The 26,829-nt window shown below is 36.4% G+C and carries 22 protein-coding genes and 1 tRNA gene; 15 read left to right on the forward strand and 8 right to left on the reverse strand.

Features of this window, described 5'->3' with window-relative positions:
• The 6 genes from ACFSQS_RS11145 to ACFSQS_RS11170 form a co-directional block, all read right to left on the reverse strand.
• Entirely contained in the window at positions 1 to 738 is a 738-nt protein-coding gene (locus ACFSQS_RS11145; RefSeq protein ID WP_388018577.1) for a lysophospholipid acyltransferase family protein, read from the reverse strand.
• Between the two features lie 80 nt (positions 739 to 818).
• Positions 819 to 5,252 carry a chemotaxis protein CheB gene (locus ACFSQS_RS11150; protein WP_388018580.1) on the reverse strand — a complete coding sequence of 1,478 codons (4,434 nt, stop codon included), beginning with the start codon at positions 5,250 to 5,252 and terminating at the stop codon, positions 819 to 821.
• Positions 5,253 to 5,377: 125 nt separating this feature from the next.
• On the reverse strand, positions 5,378 to 5,956 hold the full coding sequence (gene nadD / locus ACFSQS_RS11155) for a nicotinate (nicotinamide) nucleotide adenylyltransferase (protein ID WP_388018583.1): 579 nt from the start codon (positions 5,954 to 5,956) through the stop codon (positions 5,378 to 5,380).
• Positions 5,957 to 5,963: 7 nt separating this feature from the next.
• On the reverse strand, positions 5,964 to 6,557 hold the full coding sequence (gene gmk / locus ACFSQS_RS11160) for a guanylate kinase (protein WP_388018586.1): 594 nt from the start codon (positions 6,555 to 6,557) through the stop codon (positions 5,964 to 5,966).
• 39 nt (positions 6,558 to 6,596) lie between these two features.
• Positions 6,597 to 7,454, reverse strand: a complete 858-nt coding sequence (locus ACFSQS_RS11165) for a YicC/YloC family endoribonuclease (RefSeq protein ID WP_388018589.1) — start codon at positions 7,452 to 7,454, stop codon at positions 6,597 to 6,599.
• A gap of 140 nt (positions 7,455 to 7,594) precedes the next feature.
• A tRNA-Leu gene (locus ACFSQS_RS11170) sits at positions 7,595 to 7,676 on the reverse strand.
• A 145-nt stretch (positions 7,677 to 7,821) separates the two neighbouring features.
• Here ACFSQS_RS11170 and ACFSQS_RS11175 point away from each other — a divergent pair.
• The 3 genes from ACFSQS_RS11175 to pth all read left to right on the forward strand — a co-directional run bounded on the left by ACFSQS_RS11175 (position 7,822) and on the right by pth (position 10,327).
• Positions 7,822 to 8,763 (forward strand): ribose-phosphate pyrophosphokinase, encoded by a 942-nt coding sequence (locus ACFSQS_RS11175; RefSeq protein ID WP_388018592.1) that lies wholly within the window; start codon positions 7,822 to 7,824, stop codon positions 8,761 to 8,763.
• Between the two features lie 97 nt (positions 8,764 to 8,860).
• Positions 8,861 to 9,487: a 50S ribosomal protein L25/general stress protein Ctc gene (locus tag ACFSQS_RS11180; protein WP_388018595.1), complete on the forward strand. Its 627-nt coding sequence runs from the start codon at positions 8,861 to 8,863 to the stop codon at positions 9,485 to 9,487.
• A gap of 273 nt (positions 9,488 to 9,760) precedes the next feature.
• Positions 9,761 to 10,327 (forward strand): aminoacyl-tRNA hydrolase, encoded by a 567-nt coding sequence (gene pth / locus ACFSQS_RS11185; RefSeq protein ID WP_388018598.1) that lies wholly within the window; start codon positions 9,761 to 9,763, stop codon positions 10,325 to 10,327.
• 167 nt (positions 10,328 to 10,494) lie between these two features.
• On the opposite strand, the gene ACFSQS_RS11190 is transcribed toward pth, so the two are convergent.
• The gene (locus tag ACFSQS_RS11190) at positions 10,495 to 13,596 is read right to left on the reverse strand and encodes a reprolysin-like metallopeptidase (protein WP_388018601.1); all 3,102 of its coding nucleotides are present in this window, start codon (positions 13,594 to 13,596) and stop codon (positions 10,495 to 10,497) included.
• Between the two features lie 82 nt (positions 13,597 to 13,678).
• On the opposite strand from ACFSQS_RS11190, the gene ACFSQS_RS11195 reads away from it, so the two are divergent.
• The 11 genes from ACFSQS_RS11195 to ACFSQS_RS11245 all read left to right on the forward strand — a co-directional run bounded on the left by ACFSQS_RS11195 (position 13,679) and on the right by ACFSQS_RS11245 (position 24,978).
• A complete protein-coding gene (locus ACFSQS_RS11195) occupies positions 13,679 to 14,617 on the forward strand; it encodes a bifunctional riboflavin kinase/FAD synthetase (RefSeq protein ID WP_388018604.1) in 939 nt (312 codons plus the stop codon).
• Positions 14,607 to 15,917, forward strand: a complete 1,311-nt coding sequence (locus ACFSQS_RS11200; protein WP_388018607.1) for an HTTM domain-containing protein — start codon at positions 14,607 to 14,609, stop codon at positions 15,915 to 15,917. The genes ACFSQS_RS11195 and ACFSQS_RS11200 overlap by 11 nt, the downstream gene beginning before the upstream one ends.
• 449 nt (positions 15,918 to 16,366) lie before the next feature.
• A complete protein-coding gene (gene serS / locus ACFSQS_RS11205) occupies positions 16,367 to 17,638 on the forward strand; it encodes a serine--tRNA ligase (protein WP_388019090.1) in 1,272 nt (423 codons plus the stop codon).
• A 256-nt stretch (positions 17,639 to 17,894) separates the two neighbouring features.
• Positions 17,895 to 18,020, forward strand: coding sequence for a hypothetical protein (locus ACFSQS_RS11210; RefSeq protein WP_388018610.1), 126 nt, complete (start codon positions 17,895 to 17,897; stop codon positions 18,018 to 18,020).
• Positions 18,021 to 18,322: 302 nt separating this feature from the next.
• A complete protein-coding gene (locus ACFSQS_RS11215; RefSeq protein ID WP_388018613.1) occupies positions 18,323 to 20,098 on the forward strand; it encodes a tetratricopeptide repeat protein in 1,776 nt (591 codons plus the stop codon).
• An 88-nt stretch (positions 20,099 to 20,186) separates the two neighbouring features.
• Complete coding sequence (locus ACFSQS_RS11220; RefSeq protein WP_388018616.1) at positions 20,187 to 20,696, forward strand: GNAT family N-acetyltransferase; 510 nt, start codon at positions 20,187 to 20,189, stop codon at positions 20,694 to 20,696.
• Positions 20,697 to 20,793: 97 nt separating this feature from the next.
• Positions 20,794 to 21,117 (forward strand): DUF4286 family protein, encoded by a 324-nt coding sequence (locus ACFSQS_RS11225; protein ID WP_388018619.1) that lies wholly within the window; start codon positions 20,794 to 20,796, stop codon positions 21,115 to 21,117.
• 138 nt (positions 21,118 to 21,255) lie between these two features.
• Positions 21,256 to 22,047, forward strand: a complete 792-nt coding sequence (gene rsmA, locus ACFSQS_RS11230) for a 16S rRNA (adenine(1518)-N(6)/adenine(1519)-N(6))-dimethyltransferase RsmA (protein ID WP_388018622.1) — start codon at positions 21,256 to 21,258, stop codon at positions 22,045 to 22,047.
• Between the two features lie 65 nt (positions 22,048 to 22,112).
• Positions 22,113 to 23,483 carry a magnesium transporter gene (gene mgtE / locus ACFSQS_RS11235; RefSeq protein WP_388018625.1) on the forward strand — a complete coding sequence of 457 codons (1,371 nt, stop codon included), beginning with the start codon at positions 22,113 to 22,115 and terminating at the stop codon, positions 23,481 to 23,483.
• A gap of 148 nt (positions 23,484 to 23,631) precedes the next feature.
• On the forward strand, positions 23,632 to 23,997 hold the full coding sequence (locus ACFSQS_RS11240; protein WP_388018628.1) for a cupin domain-containing protein: 366 nt from the start codon (positions 23,632 to 23,634) through the stop codon (positions 23,995 to 23,997).
• A gap of 45 nt (positions 23,998 to 24,042) precedes the next feature.
• Positions 24,043 to 24,978 (forward strand): 2-hydroxyacid dehydrogenase, encoded by a 936-nt coding sequence (locus tag ACFSQS_RS11245; RefSeq protein WP_388018630.1) that lies wholly within the window; start codon positions 24,043 to 24,045, stop codon positions 24,976 to 24,978.
• Positions 24,979 to 25,017: 39 nt separating this feature from the next.
• Here ACFSQS_RS11245 and ACFSQS_RS11250 read toward each other — a convergent pair whose 3' ends face one another.
• Positions 25,018 to 26,250: a serpin family protein gene (locus ACFSQS_RS11250; RefSeq protein WP_388018633.1), complete on the reverse strand. Its 1,233-nt coding sequence runs from the start codon at positions 26,248 to 26,250 to the stop codon at positions 25,018 to 25,020.
• Between the two features lie 108 nt (positions 26,251 to 26,358).
• On the opposite strand from ACFSQS_RS11250, the gene ACFSQS_RS11255 reads away from it, so the two are divergent.
• On the forward strand, positions 26,359 to 26,769 hold the full coding sequence (locus ACFSQS_RS11255; RefSeq protein WP_388018636.1) for a response regulator transcription factor: 411 nt from the start codon (positions 26,359 to 26,361) through the stop codon (positions 26,767 to 26,769).
• Positions 26,770 to 26,829: the final 60 nt, after the last annotated feature.

Genomic DNA, 26,829 nt, shown 5'->3' on the forward strand with positions numbered 1-26,829 from the left:
TTAAGGATGGATATGTGCTTTTATAGTGGTTTCAATACTATTTATAAGAGCTTGTTTATCTTTAAAGGTACTAATTTTTATGGGTTTATGCACGGTAAAAGTGATATGAGTGCCCAAACCCATGGGGAACTTGCCGTAGCGCTGGGTTTTCCAGGAGTTGTTTATGGAAACGGGAACAACCCATGCCGATGGTATTTTTTTAAATAAGATTTCCAATCCTTTGGTTTGAAAAGGTTTTGGCTTGCCGTTTTTGCTTCGGGTACCTTCTGGGAATATAACTGCTGCACGCTTGTTTTTTTCAATATACTCGCCAAATTTCATGAGTGCAGGTAAGGATTGACGCGGGTTTTTTCTGTCTATCAATGCGCCGCCGCCGTGGCGTAAATTAAACGATACGCTGGGTATGCCTTTGCCTAATTCTATTTTACTAATAAATTTTGGATGGTGCTTGCGCATGTACCAGGTAAGCGGGTAGATGTCGTGTAAACTTTGGTGGTTGGCAACAACAATTAAGGCTTGGTTTGTATCTATATTATGTGGGTTATTAAATGAGTATCGAATTCCTAAAATTTTTCCGCAAAGCATTAAGGCGTACTGTAGGGCATCAACACTTTTTTTATGGGCTTGATACCCAAAACCTTTAAAACAAATCCATTGTATGGGATGGAATATGAGCAGTATTATTAAAAAGCACAAGTTGTAAATTGCCGATAAGGGATAAGATAGTAATTTTAGCATGCCCAAAAATAAACAAAAACTTAGTTTTATTATATAGTATTACATACGTTATTTACTGATTTTATATAAAAAGGTAAGCGTTAATTTACCCACTTACATAAACTTTTAAATAACTCTTCTTTAACAACGGGTTTAGAAAGAAAATCTACACAACCTTTATTGAAGCATTTTTCTCTTTCCTCTGGCATGGCATAAGCTGTTTGCATGATTATTTTAGCGTCTGGGTTGATTTTTAAGATTTCATCTAAGGCATCGATCCCGTTCATTACCGGCATTCTTATATCTAATAAAACGACATCAATATTTTGGTTTTTCGAGTAAATATCTACGGCTTCCCTACCTGTTTTTGCAAATATTATTTTTACCCCGCTATGTTTTAAGACCACCTGAAAAAGCATTTGTATAAGTGCATCGTCTTCTGCGATTAAAATGGTTTTGCTTTTAAGAAAATCTTTGCCGTTTACAATTACGTTTTTATGGTTTTTTTTATTGATTTTGCTAAGATTTAAAGGTATGGTAAACTCGAATGTGGTGCCAATATTGAGTTTTGATGTTACCCAAATTTCGCCTCCCAGCAATTCAACAATACCTTTACAAATGGCTAGCCCCAAGCCTGTGCCGCCATATCTTGCATTGTTTTCGTAATTGATTTGCTTGAAACGTTCAAAAATTTCAATTTGCTTGTTTTTTCTAATGCCTATGCCTTGATCTTTTACAAAGAATTTAATATTGCCGCTCTCGACATTGAACCCGAAATTAATTTCGCCTTTTTCTGAAAATTTTAAAGCATTGTTTAAAAGATTGGAGACAACTTGCTGCAACCTCTGGCCATCTGTTATAATGGTTAAATCTTTATGTTTTTGCGGGATATGTTTATTAATGGCAATATCGGTTTTGTGCCTTGCTATTTTTAATTGGTTGTACGTTATTTCTAGGTTATTGATTAGTTTAGGGATGTTGCACGCTCTGTAAACCATTTTAATTTCGTTGGCTTCAATTTTGGCCACATCAATAATATCGTCGAGTAAATTTAACAGTTGCTTGGAGTTGCCGTCTATAATTTCTAAATATTTTATGCGTTCGTCTTCGGTAACATTGCTGTTTTTTAACAATTCTGAAAATCCTAAAACACCATTCATTGGTGTTCTTATTTCATGGCTCATGTTTGCCAAAAAGTAGTTTTTATGGATGTTTGCCGCCTCTGCAGCTTTTTTGGCTTTTATCAATTCTTCTTCATTTTGCTTTTGTTGGGTTATATCTTGTGCTGCGCCCCTTAATGCAATTATGTTTCCTTGGGCATCCTTTACTGCTTCGCCATGCGATAATATCCACCCATTTTTGCCGTTTTCTTTTATTATTTTTAACTCGATATTATAAGGTTTTCCTGTTTTTCTGGTGTTTTCGACAGCTTCAGATAGTGTTTTCCAGCTTTCTTCTGTAAATAGCTTTTGGTGATCGGAGTAGGGCGGTATAGGCAATGAGGCATCAAATCCATAAATCTGGTACAGCTGCTTGGTCCATCTTACCTGATCGGTCTTTACATCGAAAAACCAGCTTCCAACACGCGTTATTTCCTGCACTCTTTTAAGTTCCGATTCGCTTTTAATCAGGGCTTTTTCTTTTTCTTTTAAATTTGTAAAATCGGATATGGTTCCCGCAAACTCGCCTTTTTTTGGGCTAAACACGTTTACAAAAAAGTATTTGTCCAAGGGGTAAACGTAGCCTTCAAGGGTTTGGTCTTTGCCCGTTAGGGCGGTTTCGCCATATTTTTGTATCCATTTATTGGGGTCGTCTTTTAAATTTGGCAAAATATCCAACACTTTTTTGCCTATAAGATCCTTTGCTTTTAGCCCCAGTAGTTTCTCGTAAGCTGGGTTTACGTCTATATATTCCCAATCTATGGGTTCGCCTTTATTGTTGGTTATAATTTTGGCGTGTATAAAGCCTTCGTTTAGGTTTTTAAATAAGTTGTGGTATGCTTTGTCTTTCTGTACTAATTCTTTTTTTGTTTCTATAAGTCTATTGATGTTATCTAAAGTAATCACGACGCCATCAATGGATTTTGAAGATGTTATAAAGGGGCTTATGCGTTTAAGGTAATAATTATGGTTTTTGTCTGTAACTTGTTTTTCTATGGTGATTAATTTTTTAAGGACCAATTTAGAGTCTTCGATTATTGATGTTCTTGTTGCTTCATCAAAATTAGAGGTAAAGGTGGAAATTGATCTGCCATGATCTGCTTCGTGCAAATTAAAGACTTCTTTTAGGGCCGGAGTAAATTTCCTGATCCGCAAATCGGTATCCAGAAACAGGGTTGCAATATCTGTATTGTCCAAAAGGTTTGTAACATCGTTGCTTAGATTGGTTAGCGCCTTGTTTTTTTCTTGCATTTCGGAGTTTACGGTATAGAGCTCTTCGTTTACAGATTGAAGCTCTTCGTTTGTGCTTTGAAGCTCTTCGTTTGATGCCATTAATTCTTCGTTGGACGATTGCAGCTCTTCGTTACTGGTTTCTAGCTCTTCAATGGCATTTTGCAATTCGGTTTTAACGATTTTCAGTTCGTTTTCCAAATCTTCCAAACGCTGGTTTGAAACCTCATCGACATCAACGTTTTTAATTTCTAACGGTGCGCTTTTACCATGCGCTTTGTCTTCGCTAAACTCAATAACGTAGCAGGTTTCCAAGCCTTCGTCAGGGGGTGGTTTATGGAATTTCAAATCGAAGGTAAAATAGGCTTCCTTGATTTTATTGACAATGCCTTTAATAACAATATCCTGTTTTTCGGATTCCAATCTTCTAATGCCGCTTCTTATAACCGTGGCAACATCTTTGCTTACTATTTTTAGCAAGTTGTTCTGGAAAACGCCTTCGTTGTGCGACAAACGTTTTCCGGCATCGCCTTTTATAAAAAGAATGTTAAAGGTTTTATCTATAAAAATCAAAGAAGGGCTAAACTTTTTGCTGAGGTATTTATGAAATATAAGCTCTGTACTTTCTAGGGGTTTGGATGGATTGATGCTTAAGGGTTGCACAGGGGTTTTGTATGAAAATGTAGAAATTCGCTCCATGGTATTGCTATGGGAGGGAATGTGTTTTGCCTGAGATATGTTTTGAAAGATTTTCCACTTTACATCTATGGCTTTAAAAAACTTTGCAATATCGCCTAAAGACTCGCTGTTTCCTAAAAACAAATAGGCAAATTGATTTAATGCAAACTGAAAGTTGTGCATGACTTTCTTCTGTATTTTATTATCGAAATAAATAAGCAGGTTTCTGCACGAGATAAGGTCCATTCTAATAAATGGCGGATCGCTTATTAAATTATGGTTAGAGAACACAATTTTTTCGCGCAAACGCTTTATAATCTGAATCCTATCTCCTGTTTTTAAAAAGTAGTGTTCTAAATAAGGTTTTTCTATTTCATTAACAATATTTATATGGTAGGTGCCTAAACTTGCTATGGTAAGGGCCTTAGGGTCGATATCTGTGGCAAATATCTTGAAATCCAGATTTAGCTTGTGCGTTTTAATATAATCATCAATTAAAATAGCAATGGAATACACCTCTTCGCCTGTAGAGCAACCGGCAATCCAAACCCTAATGATTTCTGTGCTGTTTTTCGATTTGCATAGTTCTGGTATCACTTTGGTCCTTAACTCTTGAAAAGCTTCGGTGTCTCTAAAAAAACGTGTAACCCCTATCAAAAAATCTTCTTTTAGCGTCTGTTTTTCGTTTAGGTTGCTTGATAAAAATGTGGCATAGTCAACTAAGTGTTCAATGTTGTTTATGTTCATGCGCTTTTCTAGTCGTCGTAAAAGCGTGTTTTTTTTATATTCTCTAAAATCTATCCCAGAATATTTATAGACCATGGTAAGAATATCATTTACTATGGTGTCGTTTGAAGGGTTTTCATGAAAATCTTTGGTTAACAAAGGTTTATTGGCTTGTGTTTTGTTGAATATTTCCGCTATTTTTTCTGGAGCCAGAACATAGTCAACTATATTGGTTGCAAGTGCCGAATTTGGCATGCCATCAAATTGGGCAGAAACAGGGTCTTGTACCACTATGGTGCCACCACCTTCTTTAATGGTGCGTATGCCCCTAGAGCCATCGGTACCGGTTCCGGACAATATAACGCCAATGGCTTTTTCTTTGTATTCTTCTCCAAGAGTATGGAAAAAGATGTCTATGGGCAAGTTAAGGTTGTGCTTGGGGCCTTTATCAAGCAAATAGAGCTTTTTGCCTTTTATATGGAGGTTTTTAGTCCGTTGGTTTAAGTATATGCAGTTAGGCTTTATAATCTGCTTTTCTTTGGCAGTATAAATAGGCATGCTAGTGTGCTTACTAAGCAATTCGGGCATTAAGCTTTTAAAATCAGGTGAGAGATGTTGAATGATTATAAATGCCATTCCCGTGTTGTTGGGTACATGATCAAAAAGGGTTTGTATAGCATCCAAACCACCAGCTGAAGCACCAATACCAACAACATAGAAGTTGGGATTTTTACTCGTCATCGTTAAATATGTAATGTAAAATCTAAACTAAGAAAAAAATTAAAAAAAAGCTAACAAGTTGCTGTTTTTAATAGAAAAATATGATTTTTTTGAATAAAATTAATATTCCTGACAGTTTCTTTGGGTTATCTGTAAAAATTCATTTCGTCTAAATACTCCCAGACGGGTTGTGGTAGCATGGGTTTAATGTTTTTTCCTGTTTTAATGGCGTTTCTAATAAATGTTGAAGAGAGTTCCATTATGGGCGCATCAATATGGTGGATTTTTTTATGCTTGTCGAAACGCGTTTCGGCTTTCTCTTTTGAGATTCTTGGATATACGTATAGGTGGTGGTTTTGCAGTATTAGCTCGTAATTTTTCCATTTATGGAAGCTCTTTAAATTATCTTCGCCCATAATTAATGCGAAGGTTTTATTGGGATGTTTTTCTTGTAAATAAACCAATGTGTTTATAGTATAATTGGGTTGTGGCAGGTTAAATTCTATATCGCTTGGTTGTAGTTTTATGTAGTCTTTTGTGGCGCGATATACCATTTCTAAGCGATCGTAATTATTTAATAAGCTGCTCTTTTTTTTATGCGGATTGTGCGGTGTTACCACAAACCATATTTGGTCCAGGTCGCTGTGTTCTGCTAAGTGGTTTGCAATTATAAGATGCCCAATGTGTATGGGGTTGAAAGAGCCAAAGTATAACCCGATTTTCATGATTATTCTATTGAGAGTTTACAAAATTACGTATTAAAGTCTCGGCTTCGTTAAGTGCTTTTTCTAAATTATCGTTTTCAATAACCACATCAAACAAAGGGGCTGTGGCCAATTCTGCTGATGCTTTAGAGATGCGCATGTTTATTTTGTCGTCGCTTTCGGTTTTACGTTTTTTAAGCCTTATTTTTAGCTCGTCTATGCTTGGGGGTTTTACAAAAACCGCTAAAGTTTCATCTGGAAATTTGCGTTTTATGCGTAATCCGCCAGATACATCAATATCAAAAATAACGTGTTTCCCTTTAGCCCATATACGTTCCACTTCGGTTTTTAGCGTGCCGTAAAAATTATCGCGATATACTTCTTCCCACTCTAAAAATTCATCGTTTTTTATTTTGGTTTTAAATTCTTTTGCCGATAAGAAATAATAGTCTTTGGTATCGATTTCTTCACCGCGTTTTGCTCTGGAGGTTGCCGATACCGAGAACTCCAGGTTTAAATCTTTAATCTCCAATAGGTGCTTTACAATAGTGGTTTTGCCAGACCCAGATGGGGCCGAAAACACGATAAGTTTTCCTTGTTTTTTTGTTTTATGTTTTGTCACGAATACACGAATGTTTTTTACTGAATATTGCTAATTTTTTTACAGTACGTTTAATAATTGTTCCTTGATTTTTTCCAATTCATCTTTCATCTGCACTACCAATTGCTGCATGGGCGCGTAATTGCTTTTAGAGCCAATAGTGTTAATTTCCCTGCCTATTTCTTGGCCGATAAATCCTAATTTTTTGCCGTTGGAATCGTTGGAGTTCAGGCTTTCTGTAAAATAGTTTAAATGGTTTTTTAAGCGCACTATTTCTTCGGTAATATCAAATTTTTCAATATAGTATATAAGTTCTTGCTCGAAACGGTTTTCGTCGTATTTTTCTTTTAGCTCATCAATGCCTTTTGCTAAACGCTCGCGAACACCTGTTATCCTGTCCGGATCCATGGTAACTACCTGCTCTAGTATGTTGTCAATGGTTGTTATGCGGTTTATAAAATCCTGTTCTAAAACTTTGCCTTCTGTTAGGCGGTAATTGTTTAAATGGGCTATGGCTGTGTTGATTTCGTTTTCAATGGATTTCCATTCGTTTTCGTCTATCTCTTCCCGAATGGTGTTTAAAGCATCGGGAAAACGAACGGCCATTTTAAGTAAATCCATGGCGTTGCCGTCAACTACTTTTTTTAGTTGGTTAATATATTGTTTTACAACAGGTTCGTTAATTTGTGTCGAGGTATCCTCGGCGGTGGTTTCAACATAAATTGAAAAATCTATTTTACCGCGTTCTAGTTTTTTAGCGAGAAGCTTTCTTATGGCGAGTTCTTTTTCTCTGTAAATAGAGGGCATTCTCGCGTTTAAGTCTAAGTTTTTACTGTTTAGGCTTTTAAGCTCGATGGTAATTTTTTTTGTGGGCAATTGTAATACAGATTTTCCGTAACCTGTCATTGAATGTATCATATTCAAAATATATTAAGTTGCGCAAAGGTAAGTAAAAGCAAAGGTTTAGAAAATGTTTGTTTAGATTTAGCCTCGATTATATTATTAGAGTTTGCTTTAACAAAAAAAGTCGAGGTAAAAAAACCTCGACTTTTGCTAAGTACTCAAGGTGGGAATCGAACCCACACTTCCGAAGAAACTGGATTTTGAATCCAGCGCGTCTACCAATTCCGCCACTTGAGCAATTTAAGACTGCAAAAATAAATATATTTTTTATATAAATCACAAAAATTCCATACAATATACTTTACAGGTAAAAATAAATGTATAAATTTGCACCTCGATAAAAAAAAGTGCGTCTTTTACACTCTAATACAACCTATTAACTATGCCAACCGCTAATACGGAAGCTAAAATATTTACTTGTACGCAAAGTACAGAACTTGCCAAAAACATTGCAAAAGCCTATGGGACAGCATTGGGTAATGTAATTACATCTAAGTATAGCGATGGCGAGTTTCAGCCCTCTTACGAGGAATCTATAAGAGGAACCCGAATTTTCATTATAGGATCTACCAATCCGAGTTCTGAAAATTTAATGGAACTGTTGTTAATGATAGACGCTGCGAAACGCGCATCTGCGAGACACATAACAGCAGTTATGCCATATTTTGGCTGGGCAAGACAAGATAGAAAAGATAAACCCAGAGTGCCCATTGCAGCAAAATTAATAGCTAAAATGCTTGAAGCTGCAGGTGCAACCAGAATAATTACAATGGATTTGCATGCCGATCAAATACAGGGCTTTTTTGAGAAACCCGTAGATCATTTGTTTGCCTCCACTATTTTTCTACCTTATCTAGAAAGCTTAAAGTTGCCAAATTTAACTATTGCTTCTCCAGATATGGGTGGATCTAAAAGAGCTTATGCTTACTCCAAAGCACTAGAAAGCGATGTTGTAATTTGTTACAAACAGCGCGCTAAGGCTAATGTGATTTCGCACATGGAGCTTATAGGTAATGTTGAAGGAAAAAACGTAGTACTGGTTGACGATATGGTAGACACGGCAGGAACCTTAACCAAGGCCGCAGATTTAATGATGGAGCGCGGTGCCTTGAGTGTAAGGGCCATTTGTACCCATCCTATATTATCTGGAGACGCTTACAAAAAATTGGAAAACTCAAAACTTGAAGAATTAATAGTAACAGATTCAATTCCTTTAACGCAGAAAAGCGATAAAGTAAGGGTTTTAACCTGTGCCGATCTGTTTGCAAACGTAATGCATAAAGTGCATCACAACAAATCTATAAGTTCTCAATTTGTAATGTAAAGCCCTTTTTTTGTCCAGAACGGTTAAAGGGACACTGCAAAGTATAAGATAAAGAAGTGTTCAATAATAATATTAATAATCAATAAATAATTTTTAAATGAAATCAATTACAATCAACGGATCTCAAAGAGAAAGCGTGGGCAAAAAAGCAACAAAAGCCTTACGTAATGCTGGTCAGGTTCCTTGCGTATTATACGGAGGAGACAAACCAGTGCATTTCTCTGCACCAGAATTAGCCTTCTCAAAACTTGTATATACGCCAAATGCGCATACAGTTGTGATTGAGCTGGACAATGGAAACACTTTTAACGCTGTACTTCAAGACATTCAATTCCACCCAGTAACAGACAGGATTTTACACATAGATTTCTATCAGTTATTCGAAGACAAAGAAATAGCACTAAACATACCCGTTAAACTTGTAGGGAACTCAAGAGGTGTTAAAAACGGTGGTGTTTTAAGAAGAACCAACAGAAAACTCCGTATTAAGGCACTACCTGCAAACTTACCGGATTTTATAGAAATAGATATTACACCTCTTAAAATTGGCGATAAAGTAGCAGTTAGCGATTTGCCAACTGAAGGCTACACCTTCTTGCACAACGACAATACTGTGGTTTGTAGAGTGAGCACGTCTAGAGTAGCAATTGTAGATGATGAAGACGAAGAAGAAGTAGAAGGCACAGAGGCAGAAGGCGCAGAAGCACCAGCAGCACAAGAATAGAAATATATCCTCAATCAAATAATAAAAAGCATTCTGTTAATTCAGGATGCTTTTTTTATAATCAAAATTTGGGCGTTACCCTTGCCTTTCGACTCCGCTCAAGGTGGCAGGTCGGGCTTTCCACTACAATCCCTAACGCGGGCATATCAGCCTAAAACAAAGTAACAATCCAATTTTTGGCATGTTTAATGTATTTTAGCAAAAAAAAAACAGATGTGGCAATTTTTGTCAAACTTATTTAACAAGAAAAATAAAACAGCAGAACAAGATTCAATGAAAAAATTCTTAATAGTAGGCCTGGGGAATATTGGCGAAAAATATCAGAATACCAGACACAACATTGGTTTTAAAGTTTTAGATTATTTTGCTCAAAAAGAAGATTTGACTTTCGAAACCCAAAAACTAGGAGACCTTGCTACTTACAAATTAAAAGGCAGAACCTTTATATTTTTAAAACCCAACACGTATATGAATTTAAGCGGAAAAGCTGTTTTGTATTGGCTAACAAAAGAGAAAATACCTTTAGAAAACCTGTTGGTTATAACAGACGATTTAAACTTGCCATTTGGCAGTATTCGCGTAAAAACCAAAGGAAGTGATGGTGGGCATAACGGATTAAAAGATATTCAAAATAAATTAAACACCGTAAAATACAATCGTTTTAGGTTTGGGATAAGCGACACGTTTAGCAAAGGCCGGCAAGTAGATTACGTTTTGGGCGATTGGACCGAACAAGAAAACAAAAACCTTAAAGAACGTTTAGAAAAATCGGTAGAACTTATAAAATCTTTTGTGTTGGCAGGTGTTAACCATACCATGAATAGCTTTAATGGCAAATAAAAAAAGCTGTTTAAAAAGCCTTTTTAGCTTAATTTGATAGCTTTAGTTTCTTGATTGTAAATAAGTAAAATATTTGGGCAAAGTTTGTGCTGAGCGCAGTCTAAGTACTCAGTATAAAATAGAATTAGACTTTTCAGTTTGTCCCTTTTTTATAAATTGGCTTTTATTTACTCAACAATTATCTTTTTAGTAGATGTTCGTAACCCATCGCTTACATTTAAAATATACATTCCGGATTGAACCATGTTTAAATTTACTTTTTCATTAAAATCGCCAGTATCTTTGTAGGTGTTTTTATAGATTGTTCTGCCTCTCAAATCAAAAACCTCCACATAAATGGTACTAGATAACGAGCTGTTTAATTTTATGGTAAACTCGCCTTTGTTTGGGTTGGGGAAAACCACAAAATTATCGAAACCAAATTCTTCAACAGCTAATGATGCTTGTACGTTAAGTGTATAATCCTCCACTTCGCCATCAAAACCATTTTCGCAGGCAATAGGGTTGCCGTCTCCGCTAAACTTTGTAGATACTCTCATAATGGTACTGCCTAAAACAGCATCATTGGGGACCACAATAGATAGTGGCGAGTTACCTGTTGCCCCATCTGCAGTATTGGTAGCATCACCTAAATTATAGGCTTCTCCAGCATCATCAAAACTGCAATTTTGGTTCCAATCTATCCAAACCGCAGTGCTAGTGGTAAAGTCGCCGTCTGTGTTGGCATGTACTGTTAGGTTGTAAGAGCTGTTTCGGTTTAAGTTAGTGGAGATTGAAGTGTAATCGCTATAGCCATCGCTATTGGGAGGGACAGGAATATCATCTCCTTTACCTGTAGAATTATTAATGGTATTAAACTCGACCAAAGTGGTACTCGTACTATAAGTTGTGTTTGCCACAGACCCACAAATCTGATTATAAAACGGAAGATTTACATCTTTGGATTTCGTTAAACTTGAAGTGGGTGTTGGGGTTGCTGTAATGGTTATATTGTAATCGTTTTGTGGTACAGCATCTAAATTAGATACCGTCATGGTTACTGGGCCCGATGTGTTTCTGGCGCTTGGTGAAAACGAAACTACTGAAGCTCCAGGGTTACCAGTAGCACTAAACGTGGTGGTTTCTGAAAAGCTGTTTAAAGTAATAAAATCAAAGTGAAAAACGGCAGTATTTCCACAGCCAATAGGATCTAAAGTTTCATTTATCATTAAAAAATCAGGTTCTGTTGTAATTAAAAAATCAAAATCAGAAACATCATAGAAAATATTATCGGCAGCCTCTACTAATATTCTTGCTTTATCGGTATTGGCAACTGCTGGAACCGTAAAAGTGTACGCTCCGTTATTGGGCACATTTGTAGCTATAGGTGTTAAAAACTTTAAACCACCATCAGTGGATAATTTAATATTTACCGTTTGGCAATTTATAGTGCCATTTGTTGTTTGTCCTACCTCCCAATTGATAGTTTCTGTAGTGCCTTGAACCCAATAAATAGGGTTTGTTACAGTAAATGGTGTTACATCTTCAACGTTTATTTGCATGGTATCGTAGCTGGTTTGCCCGCCACTAGCAGATGAAGGCGATCTGTCTCTTACTGTTAGTGCCCATTTTAAAGTTCTTGCTACAGTTGAAACGGTTTCCCAATCACTCCCTAAAACAGGGTTTGTTTGGGTTGTGTTACCGCTAACTACACTTGAAAATTTAGGAATATACCTATAAGAAAATCCAGTTGGCGGTAAGGACCTATTCATAGAACCACCAAGTAGTGTTGGGCCAAAATTCTGATAATTTGTTACCCCGCTATCAATTTGTTCCCAGCAATAGGTAAGGTTGTCACTCCCGTCAGTATCGGTTGCAGCGCCTTTTAAAACATAGGCTGTGCCTTTGGGTATGTTATAATCATTTCCGGCATCAGCAATTGGCGGGTTGTTAGCAATAGCTTCAGTGGTTTGGCAGCTTTTTGTTGCTAAATTATCCAGTATTTGCTTAATGCTGTGGTAGTGAAAATAATCGTCACTGTTTAAGGCCACATTGTCTGGACCTGTAATTCCGGCATAAGCCATTATAGTTGTGCCGCTCCCAGGTTCAGAATTTACTCCTGTGCCTTCAGAATCAAACGCCCAGGTGTGGTTGGCTCCCATTTGGTGCCCTATTTCGTGGGCTACATAATCAATATCAAAAGTGTCGCCTTCTGGAATGGCATCTGCGGGCGAAGTGAATGCGCTACCTTTATTTTTATCGAAAGAATCAGAGGTGTCGTCATTACTACAAACACAACCAATACAACCCGCGTTACCACCTCCACCAGAGGCGCCAAATAAGTGCCCTATATCGTAAGCTGCATTTCCAATAACACTCGATAAGGTATTCTGGACCTGTAAACTCCATCCGCTTAAATTATTTGAATTGTCCGAGTCTGCTCCTACACTCGCGTCAGAATAGGGGTCTGTTGCGGCATCTGTATAAACAACTAAGTTGTTATTTGAAATAAGCTCAAAAGTTACCGCCATATCAGTTTCAAAAACCTGGTTTACGCGTGTTAAGGTAGCGTTAATGGCTGCAAGTGCATCGGCAACGGCATTTCCATTTCCTGGGATTCCATCATCGTGATACGCAGTATATTCGGCAGTGGTTGAAACTGCTATCCTGAATTTCTGTAAAGTTTGGTTATTCGCTCCACCTTCGTTGGCTTTGGATTTACTCGATTTGTTAAACATCTCATTTAGCTCATCAATGGTATTGCATTCAAATCGGTGGTTCGATTTGTTTTTAGAATGTTTTTTGTACAAAACATATGCATTGCTTCCTTTTTTTATAGGTTGCATAAACACCGTTGGTTTATCAACATACGATATCATGGTTTGAACGCCCTGGGGCGAAACGCTCATGCGCAATCGTGTTTTAGGGTCTTTAGTGCTAACCCCTACATACGATTTAATATTAGGGTATTTTGCGGCAAGTTCTGTTGAAAAAACAGGGGCTTCAAAAAGGTTAAAACTTTCAAATTCACCGTGTAAACCAGGAACACTAATTGTTTTTACTGATGTCTTTTTTTTGGCATTTCGTAACGGTGTAGATAATACCTCTTGCTGCAATAACGAAGCATTCAGTTCAAATAAATGAACGGTATCATTATTTAGATTAAGTTTTGCTAAATTTTCCGGGTTTTCAATATGCTCAATTTTTTTCCATGTTGTATTTTGGGCCGTAGCCGAAAATATAAACAAAAGTATTGCTATTGATAAAACATAATGTAGTTTTGTTTTCATAAACATTTTTTCGAGCAATTTTTTTAATGTAATGCTAACAAATCTAATTTTTTAATATGAAATTAGCAATTTTATTTGTTAAATGAACCGTATAAACAATATTGAATCCTATAAGGCAAAGGCACCAACCGTAGTAACCATTGGTACTTTTGATGGGGTGCACATTGGGCATCAAAAAATTGTTAAGCGTCTAATTGACGCCGCAAAACAAGAAGGTTTAAAATCTGTAATCCTTACTTTTTTTCCGCATCCGCGCATGGTCTTGCAAAAAGACTCGTCTATTAAACTAATAAATACCATTAAAGAGCGCCATACTATATTAAAGGCTTTAGGATTGGATTACTTGCTTATTAAAAAGTTTACCACAGCCTTTTCCAGGCTTTCCGCCGAAGATTTCGTAAAGCAAATCCTGGTCGATAAACTACAAGCCAAAAAAGTAATTATTGGTTACGACCACCGGTTTGGAAGAAACCGTAACGCTGATATAGACGACTTAAAACGCTTTGGAAACACCTTTAATTTTGAGGTCGAGGAAATTTCGGCACAAGATATTAACGATGTTGCCGTAAGCTCTACCAAAATAAGAAAAGCTTTAAACGAAGGCGACATTGCCAAAGCCAACATGTTTTTGGGCTATAATTTTATGATTACCGGAACAGTTGTTAAGGGCAAAGGCTTGGGCAAGCCATTGGGGTTTCCCACCGCTAATATAAAGGTTGAAGAAGATTATAAATTAATTCCTAAATACGGGTCTTATATTGTGAGTTCCGTTTTCAACCAAAAAAAAATATTCGGTATGCTAAATGTTGGTGTTAACCCAACGGTTAACGGCATTAGCGAAAGCATAGAAGTCCATTTTTTTAATTTTAAAAAAGATATTTACAACAAAACCATCCAAATAGATTTGCACGAACGTATTCGCGACGAGCAAAAATTCGAGTCGGTTGAAGCCTTAAAAGACCAACTTGCAAAAGACAAGCAAACGGCGCAAGCCTATATAGCAAAGCACCATGCTAAATAAATGGTTGTTTAAGCGTATAGATAATTCGGCTTTAATAGTTTTTAGAATCCTTTTTGGGCTGCTTTGTTTTTTAGAATCTGTTGGTGCTATTCTAACCGGTTGGGTAAAACGGGTTTTTATCGACCCCGATTTTACGTTTTCGTTTATAGGTTTTGAGTGGTTGCAGCCCTTGCCCGCAAATGGCATGTATTGGTACTTTGCCTTAATGGCTGTGTTTGCTCTGGGCATTATGCTAGGTTACAAATACAGGTTAAGCATTTTAGGTTTTACAATTATGTGGTCTGCAACCTATTTGATGCAAAAATCGTCGTACAATAACCATTACTATTTATTAATGCTTATAAGCGGCATTATGGTTTTTATGCCTGCGAACAAGTACGCCTCATTAGATGCGAAACAAAACCCGAAACTTAAAAGTTATGCGATGCCGCTGTGGTGCAATTTGGTTTTTGTGCTTCAGTTATTTATTGTTTATACTTATGCATCGGTAGCCAAATTATACCCCGATTGGTTGGATGCTTCGGTTATAGAGTTACTAATGAAAAGCAAACAGCATTATGTTTTGGTGGGCGAGTTGCTTCAGCAAAAAGGGTTGCATTTTGCGTTGGCTTATGGTGGTATTTTATTTGATGGTTTAATTATTCCGTTGCTATTGTTTAAACCTACCAGAAAATGGGCGTTTATAGTTTCTGTTTTCTTTCATTTGTTCAATTCATTTGTATTTCAAATTGGCATTTTTCCGTATTTGGCATTGGCTTTTACTGTGTTCTTTTTTAACCCGAAAACCATTCAAAAGTTATTTTTAAAAAAGAAGGTTTTTTATGAATTAGATGAGGTTGTTGTTCCCAAATATAAAACCCCGTTAATCGCATTGTTTTCAATTTATTTTTTGATTCAAATAGTATTGCCATTACGGCATCATTTTATAAAAGGCAATGTGCTTTGGACCGAAGAAGGCCACCGCCTGTCGTGGCGCATGATGCTTAGGGCCAAAAGCGGAAACACGACCTATTGGGTTGAAAACAAGGCGACACGAAAACGCTACGCCGTTAATTTAGATGCTTATTTAACCGAAAAGCAAAAGCGGTTGGCAAGTACAAAACCCGATGCCATTTGGCAATTTTCGCAACGGTTAAAAGCAGAATTTAAAAATAACGGACAAGATATTGCGGTTTATGTAAACTGCAGAGTGAGCGTAAACGGAAAGCCTTTTAAGACACTTATAAATCCGGAGGTCGATTTAGCTCAAGCACCTTTTCATTACTTTAAGCACAATGGTTGGATTTTATCTTATAATTAAGCCCCTCCCAGCCTCCCCAAAGGGGAGGGATAGCTACTCATGGAAAAAGAAAAAAGCTAAAAACATTTGAGATTTTATACCTGACTGCTTACTGATAACTGCCCACTGCAGACTGTCTCGCGTTAGGGATTTAGGCATACTTCGACTGCACACAGCACAAGTTTGTTGGAGCTCGCCTATCCCGAAGCTCAGGGAGCGGAAGCGACTGCCGAAAGCCCGACCCCTTTTTCGGGGTAACGCCCAAAAAAATCATCTAAAAAAATATCGTTTTACGCGCTTTGTTATTCATTAAATCTCTTTAGTAAAAAGTAGAATTTTGTTTTAACAAAGTACAAAATCCAACTTTATTTTAGCAACCATTTTATTGGCACATAATTTTATTTCATTTGGTTTTAAGAAACTAAAAAATGAAAAAAATCATGTACTTTTGTCGCTTAAATTTTTCACTCATGTTACAGGTTCCTTTTATTAGAGAAAACAAAGATTTGGTAATTGCTCGATTGGCAAAACGAAATATTGACGCTTCAACAATGATTGCTGAGGTTATTGCTTTTGATGAAGACAGAAAACGCATTCAAACCGAATTGGATAATACTTTGGCAGAATCTAACACCCTATCAAAAGAAATTGGGAACTTATACAAATCTGGCGAAGCACAGAAAGCCAATGCTCTAAAAGAAAAAACGAGTGCTTTAAAAGATAAATCTAAAACCCTTAACGAATCGCTTAACAATAAAGTTGAAGCGTTAAATGAGTTGTTGTATAAAATTCCGAACGTACCAAATGCCATTGTCCCGTCTGGAAATACAGATGAAGATAACGAAGAAATTTTTAAAGAAGGCGACATCCCCGTTTTACACGATAACGCTTTGCCGCATTGGGAATTAGCCAAGAAATACGACATTATAGATTTTGAATTGGGCAACAAAATAACTGGCGCAGGATTTCCGGTTTACAAAGGTAAAGGAGCCCGATTACAACGCGCTTTAATCGCCTATTTTTTAGATAAAAATACAGAGGCTGGATACACCGAATACCAATTGCCTCATTTGGTTAACGAAGCTTCTGGTTTTGGTACAGGGCAATTGCCCGATAAAGAGGGACAAATGTACCATGTTACCGCAGATAATTTGTATTTAATACCAACTGCCGAAGTGCCTGGAACCAATATTTTTAGAGATGTGGTTTTAAATGAAAGCGAGTTGCCCATTGGTATTACCGGTTACACGCCCTGTTTTCGTCGAGAGGCCGGAAGTTACGGTGCGCACGTTCGTGGCTTAAACCGATTGCACCAATTTGATAAGGTTGAAATTTTACGTGTAGAGCACCCAACAAAATCTTATGAAGCTTTGGATAGTATGGTAAACCATGTGAAAACCATTTTACAAGAATTAAAATTGCCTTATCGCATCTTAAGGCTTTGCGGCGGCGATTTAGGGTTTACATCGGCTTTGACATACGATTTTGAAGTGTTCTCTACGGCTCAAAACAAATGGTTGGAAGTGTCGTCTGTGTCTAATTTTGAGACCTTTCAAGCCAACCGCTTAAAATTGCGATTTAAAAATAGCGATGGTAAAAACGAACTGGCTCATACACTTAACGGAAGTGCTTTAGCTTTACCAAGAGTGCTTGCGGGTATTTTAGAAAACCATCAAACTGAAGCTGGTATAAAAATTCCGGAAGTTTTACAATCTTACACTGGTTTTTCAATTATTAATTAGAAATTGATTTGATTTTTATGGGCAGTTTGCCCTTAAAAAGGTGCCTGGTTTTTTACAGGAATTGTTTTGGTCGCCATTTAAAATAGAATTCTATATTAAATACGAAAAAAACTTACAAATAAACCTGTGTTTTTTAAAATAAATCGATGAAATGCGAATAAATCATGCTGTTTAACGATTTTATACTCTTTTCTTTTGAAAATCTAATTATATTTTAGAAGTTAGCTTCCAACCAAATAAGTAAACTTAACCTACCATGAAAAATATTAAACGCTTAGTGCTTTTAATAGCATTGGTTTTAATTGCCGGCAAAGTGTTGTTTTCAGATTTTGAAATATTTAAGACCGAAAACAATGCTACTGTGGCAGTTGTAAGCAAATAAAAGATTTGCTTGATAAAACTAATTTTCTTAAGAATAGTCGTGCTCGTGTATAGAGATTTTAAGACTGTCCCCAATCTAGTAAAATATAGTTTTTAAATTAACGGTTGTTAATAAAAGCTTATTGTTGGTTGGTTGGTGCCCGAATTTTTATTCGGGCATTTTTTTATAAAACTCTAATTTATGGAGTTTTTTAACCAACAAAAATTTGCTAGTTCAATTAATCCCGAAGAAAATCGGGGTCTCATCAAAAATTTAAGATAAGTTCAACAATTTCTATATATCACATTCGCTATATTTACATCATGAGAACGTTATTAATTCTATGTTTGCTTTTTTGCACAAGCTTGTTTGCTCAAGACGATGCCTTGGCAAAAGACTATTTTAACAATGGCGATTTCGAAAAAGCACTGTACGAGTATAAAAAACTATACGCAAAATCGCCTTCAAATATAAATTACATAAACCAGCTTGTTAGAACGCACCAGCAATTAGAGCAGTACAACCAAGCCGAGGCGTTTCTTTTAAACCTGATTAATCGCATTAAGTACCCCGCTTTTTTGGTAGAGTTAGGGTATAATTATCAGCTTAAAAACGATTTTGAAAACGCTAACCTATATTACCAAAAAGCCATAAATAGTTTAGACGATAATGTAAATAATGCCTTTTCTGTGGGCAGAAGTTTTCAAAACCACAGCTTGTTAAACGAAACCATTAGAGTGTACAACAAAGCCATGGCCATAAAACCCGAGTTGAATTTCAAGTTTCAGTTGGCCAGGATTTATGGCGAGCAAGGTAAAATTGAAAAAATGTTTGTTAGCTATATAGAATTTGCCGAAAAAAACCCGGTGTCTCTAAATAACATAAAAAGGCATATTAACGATTTTATAAGCGAAAAAAGTACAAGCGAAAACAATGTTATATTTAAAAAAATCTTGTTGAAAAAATTGCAGCAAGAGCCCAATTTGCTTTGGAATGAAATGTTGAGCTGGTTGTTTATCCAGCAAAAAGATTTTAAAAAAGCATTTATACAGGAAAAAGCCATTTTTAACAGGCAACCCGAAAGTTTAAACAGAATTGAAGAACTGGCAAAAATTGCAGAAAACGAAAACGCCAACCAAATCGCTAAAGAAATTTACGGCTTTTTAATAGAAACCGCCCAAGATCTTGATACCCAATTGCAGGCCCACCATAACCTTTTGCAGCTTGAAATTGAAGCAAGTTCGCCAGAACAATACGAGGCTATAAACCATAAATATTTAGAGTTGTTTAAGGGGTTCGGCACCTTTCCGCAAACCTTAAAATTACAAGTGGCTTACGCTCATTTTTTAGCATTTTATAAAAACCAAACCAATGAAGCCATCAATTTTTTAGAAAACACACTAAAACTCCCCTTAAACGAATTTGAAAAAGCCGAGGTAAAATTAGAGTTGGGCGATATTTTAGTGCTTCAAGAAAAATTCAACAAAGCCCTTATTTATTACACCCAAATACAGCGCAACTTAAAAAACAGTACCGTGTCTCAGAAGGCCCGCTATAAAGTGGCCAAAACAAGCTACTATAAAGGCGATTTTAAGTGGGCAGAATCCCAGCTTAAAATTTTAAAAGCCTCGACATCGCAACTTATAGCCAACGATGCACTCGATTTAAAATTATTGATTTCAGACAATAAGTACGAAGATTCTTTGCAAACCGCATTAAAACTTTATGCCAAAGCCGATTTGTTGGCGTTTCAAAATAAAGACAACCAAGCCATTTCTGTGTTAAATACCATTTTGCAAAACCATAAAACCGAGCCCATAATCGCTCAGGCACTTTTAAAACAAGCCCAATTGTTTGAGGAAAAAGCACAATTTGAAAAAGCCAAAACCAATTACGAATTGATAATTGCCAATTACAGAGACGGAATTTTGGTTGACGATGCCTGTTACAAATTAGCCTATATTTACCAGAAGCACTTAAACCAACCAGAAAAAGCCAAAGCCCTGTACGAGCAAATTATTTTTAACCATCTGGACAGTATTTATTTTGTTGAAGCACGAAAAAAATACCGAGCATTGCGTGGCGATGCCATAAACTAAATAATCTCAATTTTCAAATCCCAAATCCCAAAAACTGAGAAAGTATCTAACTTTGGAATTTGGAATTTGTTTTTTTAGAAATTTTAAAATGATGATCGCCGAAACCAAACGTTTATTAATTTCAAAATTCACAATTTTTGATGCACCTTTCTTTTTGCAATTGGCAAATTCGCCCAACTGCCTAAAATATATTGGGGATAAAAACCTTAAAACGGTTGTCGATGCCAAAGCGTATTTGCAAGAAAAAACCATTAAAAGTTATACCGATCTTGAGTTTGGTTTTTATAAACTATCATTAAAAGAAAACAACAAACCCATTGGTACCTGCGGACTGGCAAAACGAGAAAAGTTAGATAATGCAGATATAGGCTTTGCTTTTTTACCGGAATACGAAGGCCAAGGTTTTGGTTTTGAAGCATCGGTAGAAATTATAAAGCTTGCAAAATTAAAATTCAAGCTTAAAAAAGTTGTGGCTATAACAATGCCAAGCAATATAAAATCTATTAAACTATTGGAAAAGTTAGGATTTGCTCTAGAAAAAAAGGTAAATCCCTTTGATGACGACAAAGAACTTCTGTTATTTGTAAAAGATTTATAACTATAAATCAAATAACAAAAACTAAATTCCAAATAACACTATCGAGCTATTAAACAGCATTTGGAATTTAGTCTTTAATTTTTTGGAATTTTAAATTATGTATATATACAACGTAACCGTAAATATAGACGAGAGCATTCACCAGCAATGGCTAGCCTGGATTAAAGAACACATACCGCAAGTATTAAGCACGGGTAAATTCGAAAAAGCAACCTTAACCAAAGTTTTGGTAGAAGAAGAAATGGGCGGGCAAACCTATTCCGTTCAATACCGCAGCTACTCGCGCGCAGCTTTAGATGCCTATTATAGAGACGATGCCGAAAAACTAAGAGCAGAAGGCCAAAAAAAATTTGGTGATAAAATGCTGGCTTTTAGAACCGAACTGCAAATTGTAGATGAATATACGGTTAATTTTAAGTAAAAAGTTTCTCGTATGGGCGCAAAGCGTATTGCTTTAAAGCTTTGCGCCTTTGCGAGACAAAAAAACCTTCATGCACATTAAACTTATAGGAACATAGTTTTCTATCTTCGTAATTATCATAAAAACATTCGCAAATTCGTGGCAAACAACCAACATCAAGTAAAAGCAAAAAAACATTTAGGGCAACATTTTTTAAATGATGAATCTGTGGCACAAAAAATTGCCGATACTTTATCGTTGAAAGACTATAAAAAAGTTCTTGAAATTGGCCCGGGCATGGGCGTGCTTACCAAGTATTTGCTTAAAAAAGATGTAAAAACCTATGTGATAGAAATCGATACCGAATCGGTTTCTTATTTACAGGCCAACTACTTAAACCTTGCCCCAAGAATTATAGAAAAAGATTTTTTAAAGTACGATTTAAACCGGGTTTTTAAAGGCGGTTCTTTTGCTATTATTGGCAATTTTCCATATAATATTTCAACACAAATCGTTTTTAAAACTTTGGAAATGCGCGATCAAATTCCCGAATTTTCAGGCATGTTCCAAAAAGAAGTAGCGCAACGCATCTGCTCTAAAGAAGGCTCCAAAGTTTATGGCATACTTTCGGTTTTAACCCAAGCCTTTTACAATGCCGAGTATTTATTTACCGTTCCGCCATCGGTATTTAACCCGCCACCTAAAGTCGATTCAGGCGTTTTACGGCTTACAAGAAAAGAAAACCATACCTTGCCGTGCAACGAAAAATTATTCTTCAAAATAGTAAAAACAGCGTTTCAGCAACGCAGAAAAACACTGCGAAACAGTTTAAAAACCTTTAATTTATCAGATAATTTAAAAGCAAATGTTATATTTGGCAAACGCCCCGAACAATTAAGCGTACAAGCCTTTATCGAGCTTACCCAACGCATTGAGAACGATAGCTGTTAAATGTTGCATCGAGCTATTTCAAAATATTTTTTTTTTGAAACCCTATCGAAAAGTATATGCCTCATATGTCCGAAGAAAAAGAAAACATACAATTCGAGTTAACAAAAGAGCTTGTTAACCATGTAGAGCAACTTATTAAAGTAAATAACGATAAGGCACTGCAAAAACTGCTTAATGGCTTTCACTATGCTGATATTGCCGAAATTCTAGACGAGTTAAATCTAGGTGAAGCCATGTATGTTATTAAGCTATTAGACTCTGAAACCACTGCGGATATTTTAATGGAGCTTGATGAGGACAATCGAGAAAAAGTATTAAAAAACCTATCGGCAAAAGAAATAGCAGAAGAGGTTGAAGAGCTGGATACCGATGACGCCGCAGATATAATTGCAGAACTTCCGGAAGAAAGGCAGGAAGAAGTAATATCGCAAATTGAAGACGAAGCGCATAAATCTGAAATACAAGAACTGCTAACCTACGATGAAGCTACTGCCGGTAGCCTTATGGCAAAAGAACTTGTTAAGGTTTACGAAACCTGGACCGTTGCCGGCTGCATGCGCAGAATTCGCGGACAAGCCAAAGAGGTAACTCGTGTCCATTCCATTTATGTGGTAAATAAAGAAGAAAAACTCATCGGTCGATTGTCTTTAAAAGATTTAATTGTAGCCAAAAGCGACCAAAAAATTTCAGACATAGTTAAGGTTAATGTAGATTATGTTAATGTTCAAGACGATGTTGAAGACGTGGCAAAAGTAATGGCAAAATACGATTTGGAAGCCATTCCTGTTGTAGATGATAACCAAACACTATTGGGCAGAATCACCATAGACGATATTGTTGACGTACTAAAAGAAGAAGCCGAAAAAGATTACCAATTGGCAGCAGGTATTACCCAAGATGTCGAGGCAGACGATAGTATTCTGCAACTCACAAAAGCACGATTGCCTTGGTTGTTTTTGGGCTTAATTGGCGGTGTGGGCGCCTTTTTAATCATGGAAGGTTTTCACGATACCTTTAGCAAATATGCTGTGTTGTTCTTTTTTACACCTTTAATTGCGGCCATGGCAGGTAATGTGGGCGTACAGTCTAGCGCCATAATTGTACAGGGTTTGGCTAACGATGAGGTAAAAGGAAGCGTAAATAGCAGATTAATTAAAGAAATGCTGCTAGCGGCCTTAAATGGCGTATTGTTGGCTGTGTTTTTGTTTCTTTTTGTCTGGGCCATAAAAGGCGAAATCAACACCGCCTTCGCCATATCGGTATCTTTGGTTGCCGTTATTATAGTTGCCGGTTTAGTGGGTACATTTGTCCCCTTGTTTTTAGATAAACGGGGTATAGATCCGGCAATTGCTACAGGCCCTTTTATTACCACAAGTAACGATATTTTTGGTATTCTCATCTATTTTTGGATAGCAAAAATGATATTGGGCATTTAGTTGTTTTTTCATTTGGGCGTTACCCTAAAAAAAGGGGTCGGGCTTTCGGCAGTCGCCTCCTTATGCTTCGGCGAGCTCCAACAAACTTGTGCTGAGTGCAGTCGAAGTATGCCTGAATCCCTAAAGCAAAACATCGTAACTTTACAATATGAAGGCAATAAATATTAATCAAAAGTTTTGCAAATTTTCAAAACACTGGCATCCGCATCAAATTGCAATAGTTGATGATATGCAAGTTACACTAGCAAAACTAAAAGGCGAATTTGTATGGCACAGTCACGATAACCAAGACGAGCTTTTTCAAGTTACAAAAGGCACATTGTACATGCAATTTAGAGATAGAACAGAAGTTGTAAAAGCGGGCGAAATTATTGTTGTACCAAAAGGTATAGAGCATAATCCGTGTACAAAAAACGACGAAGAAGTACATGTGTTGTTATTTGAAAAACTAAATATAGCACACACCGGAAACGTACAACACGAAAAAACACAAACCGAATATCCGAAACTATAACTATCGTTATGCTTAACTTGTTTCAGTATCTTATAATATTTTAAAATGAAAATTCTACACCTCGACACCAATCACGAATTACTAATAAATCAACTCAACGATTTAGGCTTTATAAATGATGAAGATTATACATCTTCAAAAGAAGCCATTAAAGCCAAAATCCATCAATACGATGGGTTTATAATCCGCAGCCGTTTTTCAATTGATAAAACTTTTTTAGATGCCGCAACCAAACTAAAATTTATTGGTCGGGTGGGTGCCGGATTAGAAAATATAGATTGCCATTATGCCGAACAAAAAGGCATTGCCTTAATCGCAGCACCAGAAGGAAACAGAAATGCCGTTGGCGAACACACTTTGGGCATGTTACTTTCGTTGTTTAACAAATTAAATACAGCCGATAAAGAGGTTAGAGCAGGGAAGTGGTTACGCGAAGAGAACCGTGGTTTAGAGCTCGACGGAAAAACCGTTGGACTTATTGGTTATGGCAACATGGGTAAAGCCTTTGCGAAAAAGCTGCGCGGTTTTGATGCAAGCGTTTTGTGTTACGATATTAAATCGAATGTTTCAGACGAAAATGCAACGCAAGTTACATTAAACGAATTGCAGGAGCAGGCAGATGTTTTGAGTTTGCACACGCCGGAAACACCCCTAACCGTAAACATGGTTGATGCCGCTTTTATCAATAAATTTGCAAAACCGTTTTGGCTAATTAATACTGCACGCGGTAAAAGCGTGGTAACTAAAGATTTGGTTTGGGCACTACAAACGGGGAAAGTTTTAGGCGCTGGACTCGATGTTTTAGAATACGAAAAAGCATCGTTTGAAAATCTTTTTTCTTCAACAATGCCAGAGGCTTTTCAATATTTAATTAAAGCGGAAAACGTTTTGTTATCGCCGCACGTTGCTGGTTGGACTATTGAAAGTAAAGAAAAATTAGCACAAACTATTGTAGATAAAATTAAATCGAAATTTAGTTAATCATCTTAAAGAAATAATATTCTCTTTCAATCCGTCGTTCTAATCTAATTCCTTATACTCTGGTGCTCCAACTTTTCCCATAAAACACAGAGAGCCCGTTTCTTTTTCGGTTATGGTAAATACAAAAGGTCTATCCAATAAAAATTGTATTGGCCCACCCATTGAAGTATTAATAATCTCTACGGCCGTTACGGCAGCGGCTTCGGTACCTTTTTCGTTAACATCTATAAAGGTTTTTTGTAATACAAACGAGATTTTTGTGGCCACATCGCTTATCCCACTAAAATCGGCATTATCACTAAAAGCGATACCAAGACCTAAGTTGGTTAAAGCATCGTTAAATTGTTTCTTATAAGAAAACGTGAATTTTGGCATTGTAATTTTTACGGCTTGCTCGGTGTAGTTGTTTTGCCATGCCATCCAGTTTTTGTTATTCAATATAGCAACAATATCATTCGCTACTTTATCAGCATGAGGCAACAAGAGTGTCATCATATATTTGTCGTTATTATAAGGCAATTCAACTGAAGAAAACATGTCATTTGAAAAGTATTTTAAATCTTGTTCCATAGTCATCATTTCTACCTGTTTTATAGAGCCATTATCTAATTTAAAAGGCAGTAACTTGGTGTCTTCGGGTTTAAAACGGTACTTCCAATCGCTCTTAAAATAAATCGCGTTAATGGCGTAAAGCACCGCGTTAGGGGAAATTTCCTTTAAAATTTCAGGAATCTTTTCGTGGGTTTTATTAGACACCCAATGGTTTATGGTTTCTAAGGTTTTAGGATCACTAAAGTCCTTGTTTTGTACTTCTGCATAGTAATACGTTTTGTTGGCTTGCAAAAAGGAATTGTTTACAGGGAATGAGTTGTTAACCCAAATAGAATTGGCAATTTCGAAAACTGCCCCAGTTGATGTATAGCTTAGGTTGTCTATAATATTTTGGTTCACCAAGTTGGTTTCTTCTAAAGTAGTATTGCCGTAGTTAAATACATTAGAGAACGCTTCTTGGGTTTCGCCATTAGCACCATTATAAACCATGCCTAAAGCCAATGACGCGCTAACAGGAGATATTAAGAAATTATCTTCGGTTTCGGTTTTGTTAATTTCTTTAAACAAAGAAAATGCAAAGTCGTTATTGGCGGAAACAATTTCACGTCCTTTGGCAACAGAGTCAAAAGGTTCAATTGATATTTCATCTGTTGTGCTGCAGGATTGAAAAGTAGCTGCGGATATTAAGGTTGAAAGTAAAAAAGGCTTTGCTAATTTCATGGTTACAAGTTTGTATTATTTATATAGATGCTATTAGTACAAAAAGGTTGCGTTTAAATTGCAGTTATTTTCTTCAATTTTTTATGTATAATTTTCTTAATTTTAAACATGAAGAAAACCGTTCTTGTTTTTTCACTGCTTGTTTTAGCACTATTGGTTCTGTTTCAGTTTAGCAAGTACACTTTAATTAGTGGCGATATGCAGATAGAGTTTATTATGGCAATAATTGCCATTGCTTTTTTGGGTATTGGTCTTTTTATAAATAAAAGAACCCAAAAACAAGAGTCTGTTTCTTCTAACAAAATAGATTTAAATAAAGTTGAAGAACTTGGTTTAAGCAAACGCGAGTACCAAGTTTTAAAAGAAGTGGCATTGGGCTTATCAAACCAAGAAATAGCCGATAAATTATTCCTTACCGAAAGCACGATAAAAACCCATGTTTCAAATGTATTGTTAAAATTAAATGCAAAACGGCGCACCCAAGCGTTGCAAATTGCGAAAAATTTACAGATTATTTAAAATTCGTACTTTAGTACGAGCCTTAAAATCTGTTGTTTGCCTACTTTTAAACCAGTTATT

The organism is Gelatiniphilus marinus (genome assembly GCF_042684345.1).
In the GTDB taxonomy this organism is placed as follows: Bacteria; Bacteroidota; Bacteroidia; order Flavobacteriales; family Flavobacteriaceae; genus Gelatiniphilus; species Gelatiniphilus marinus.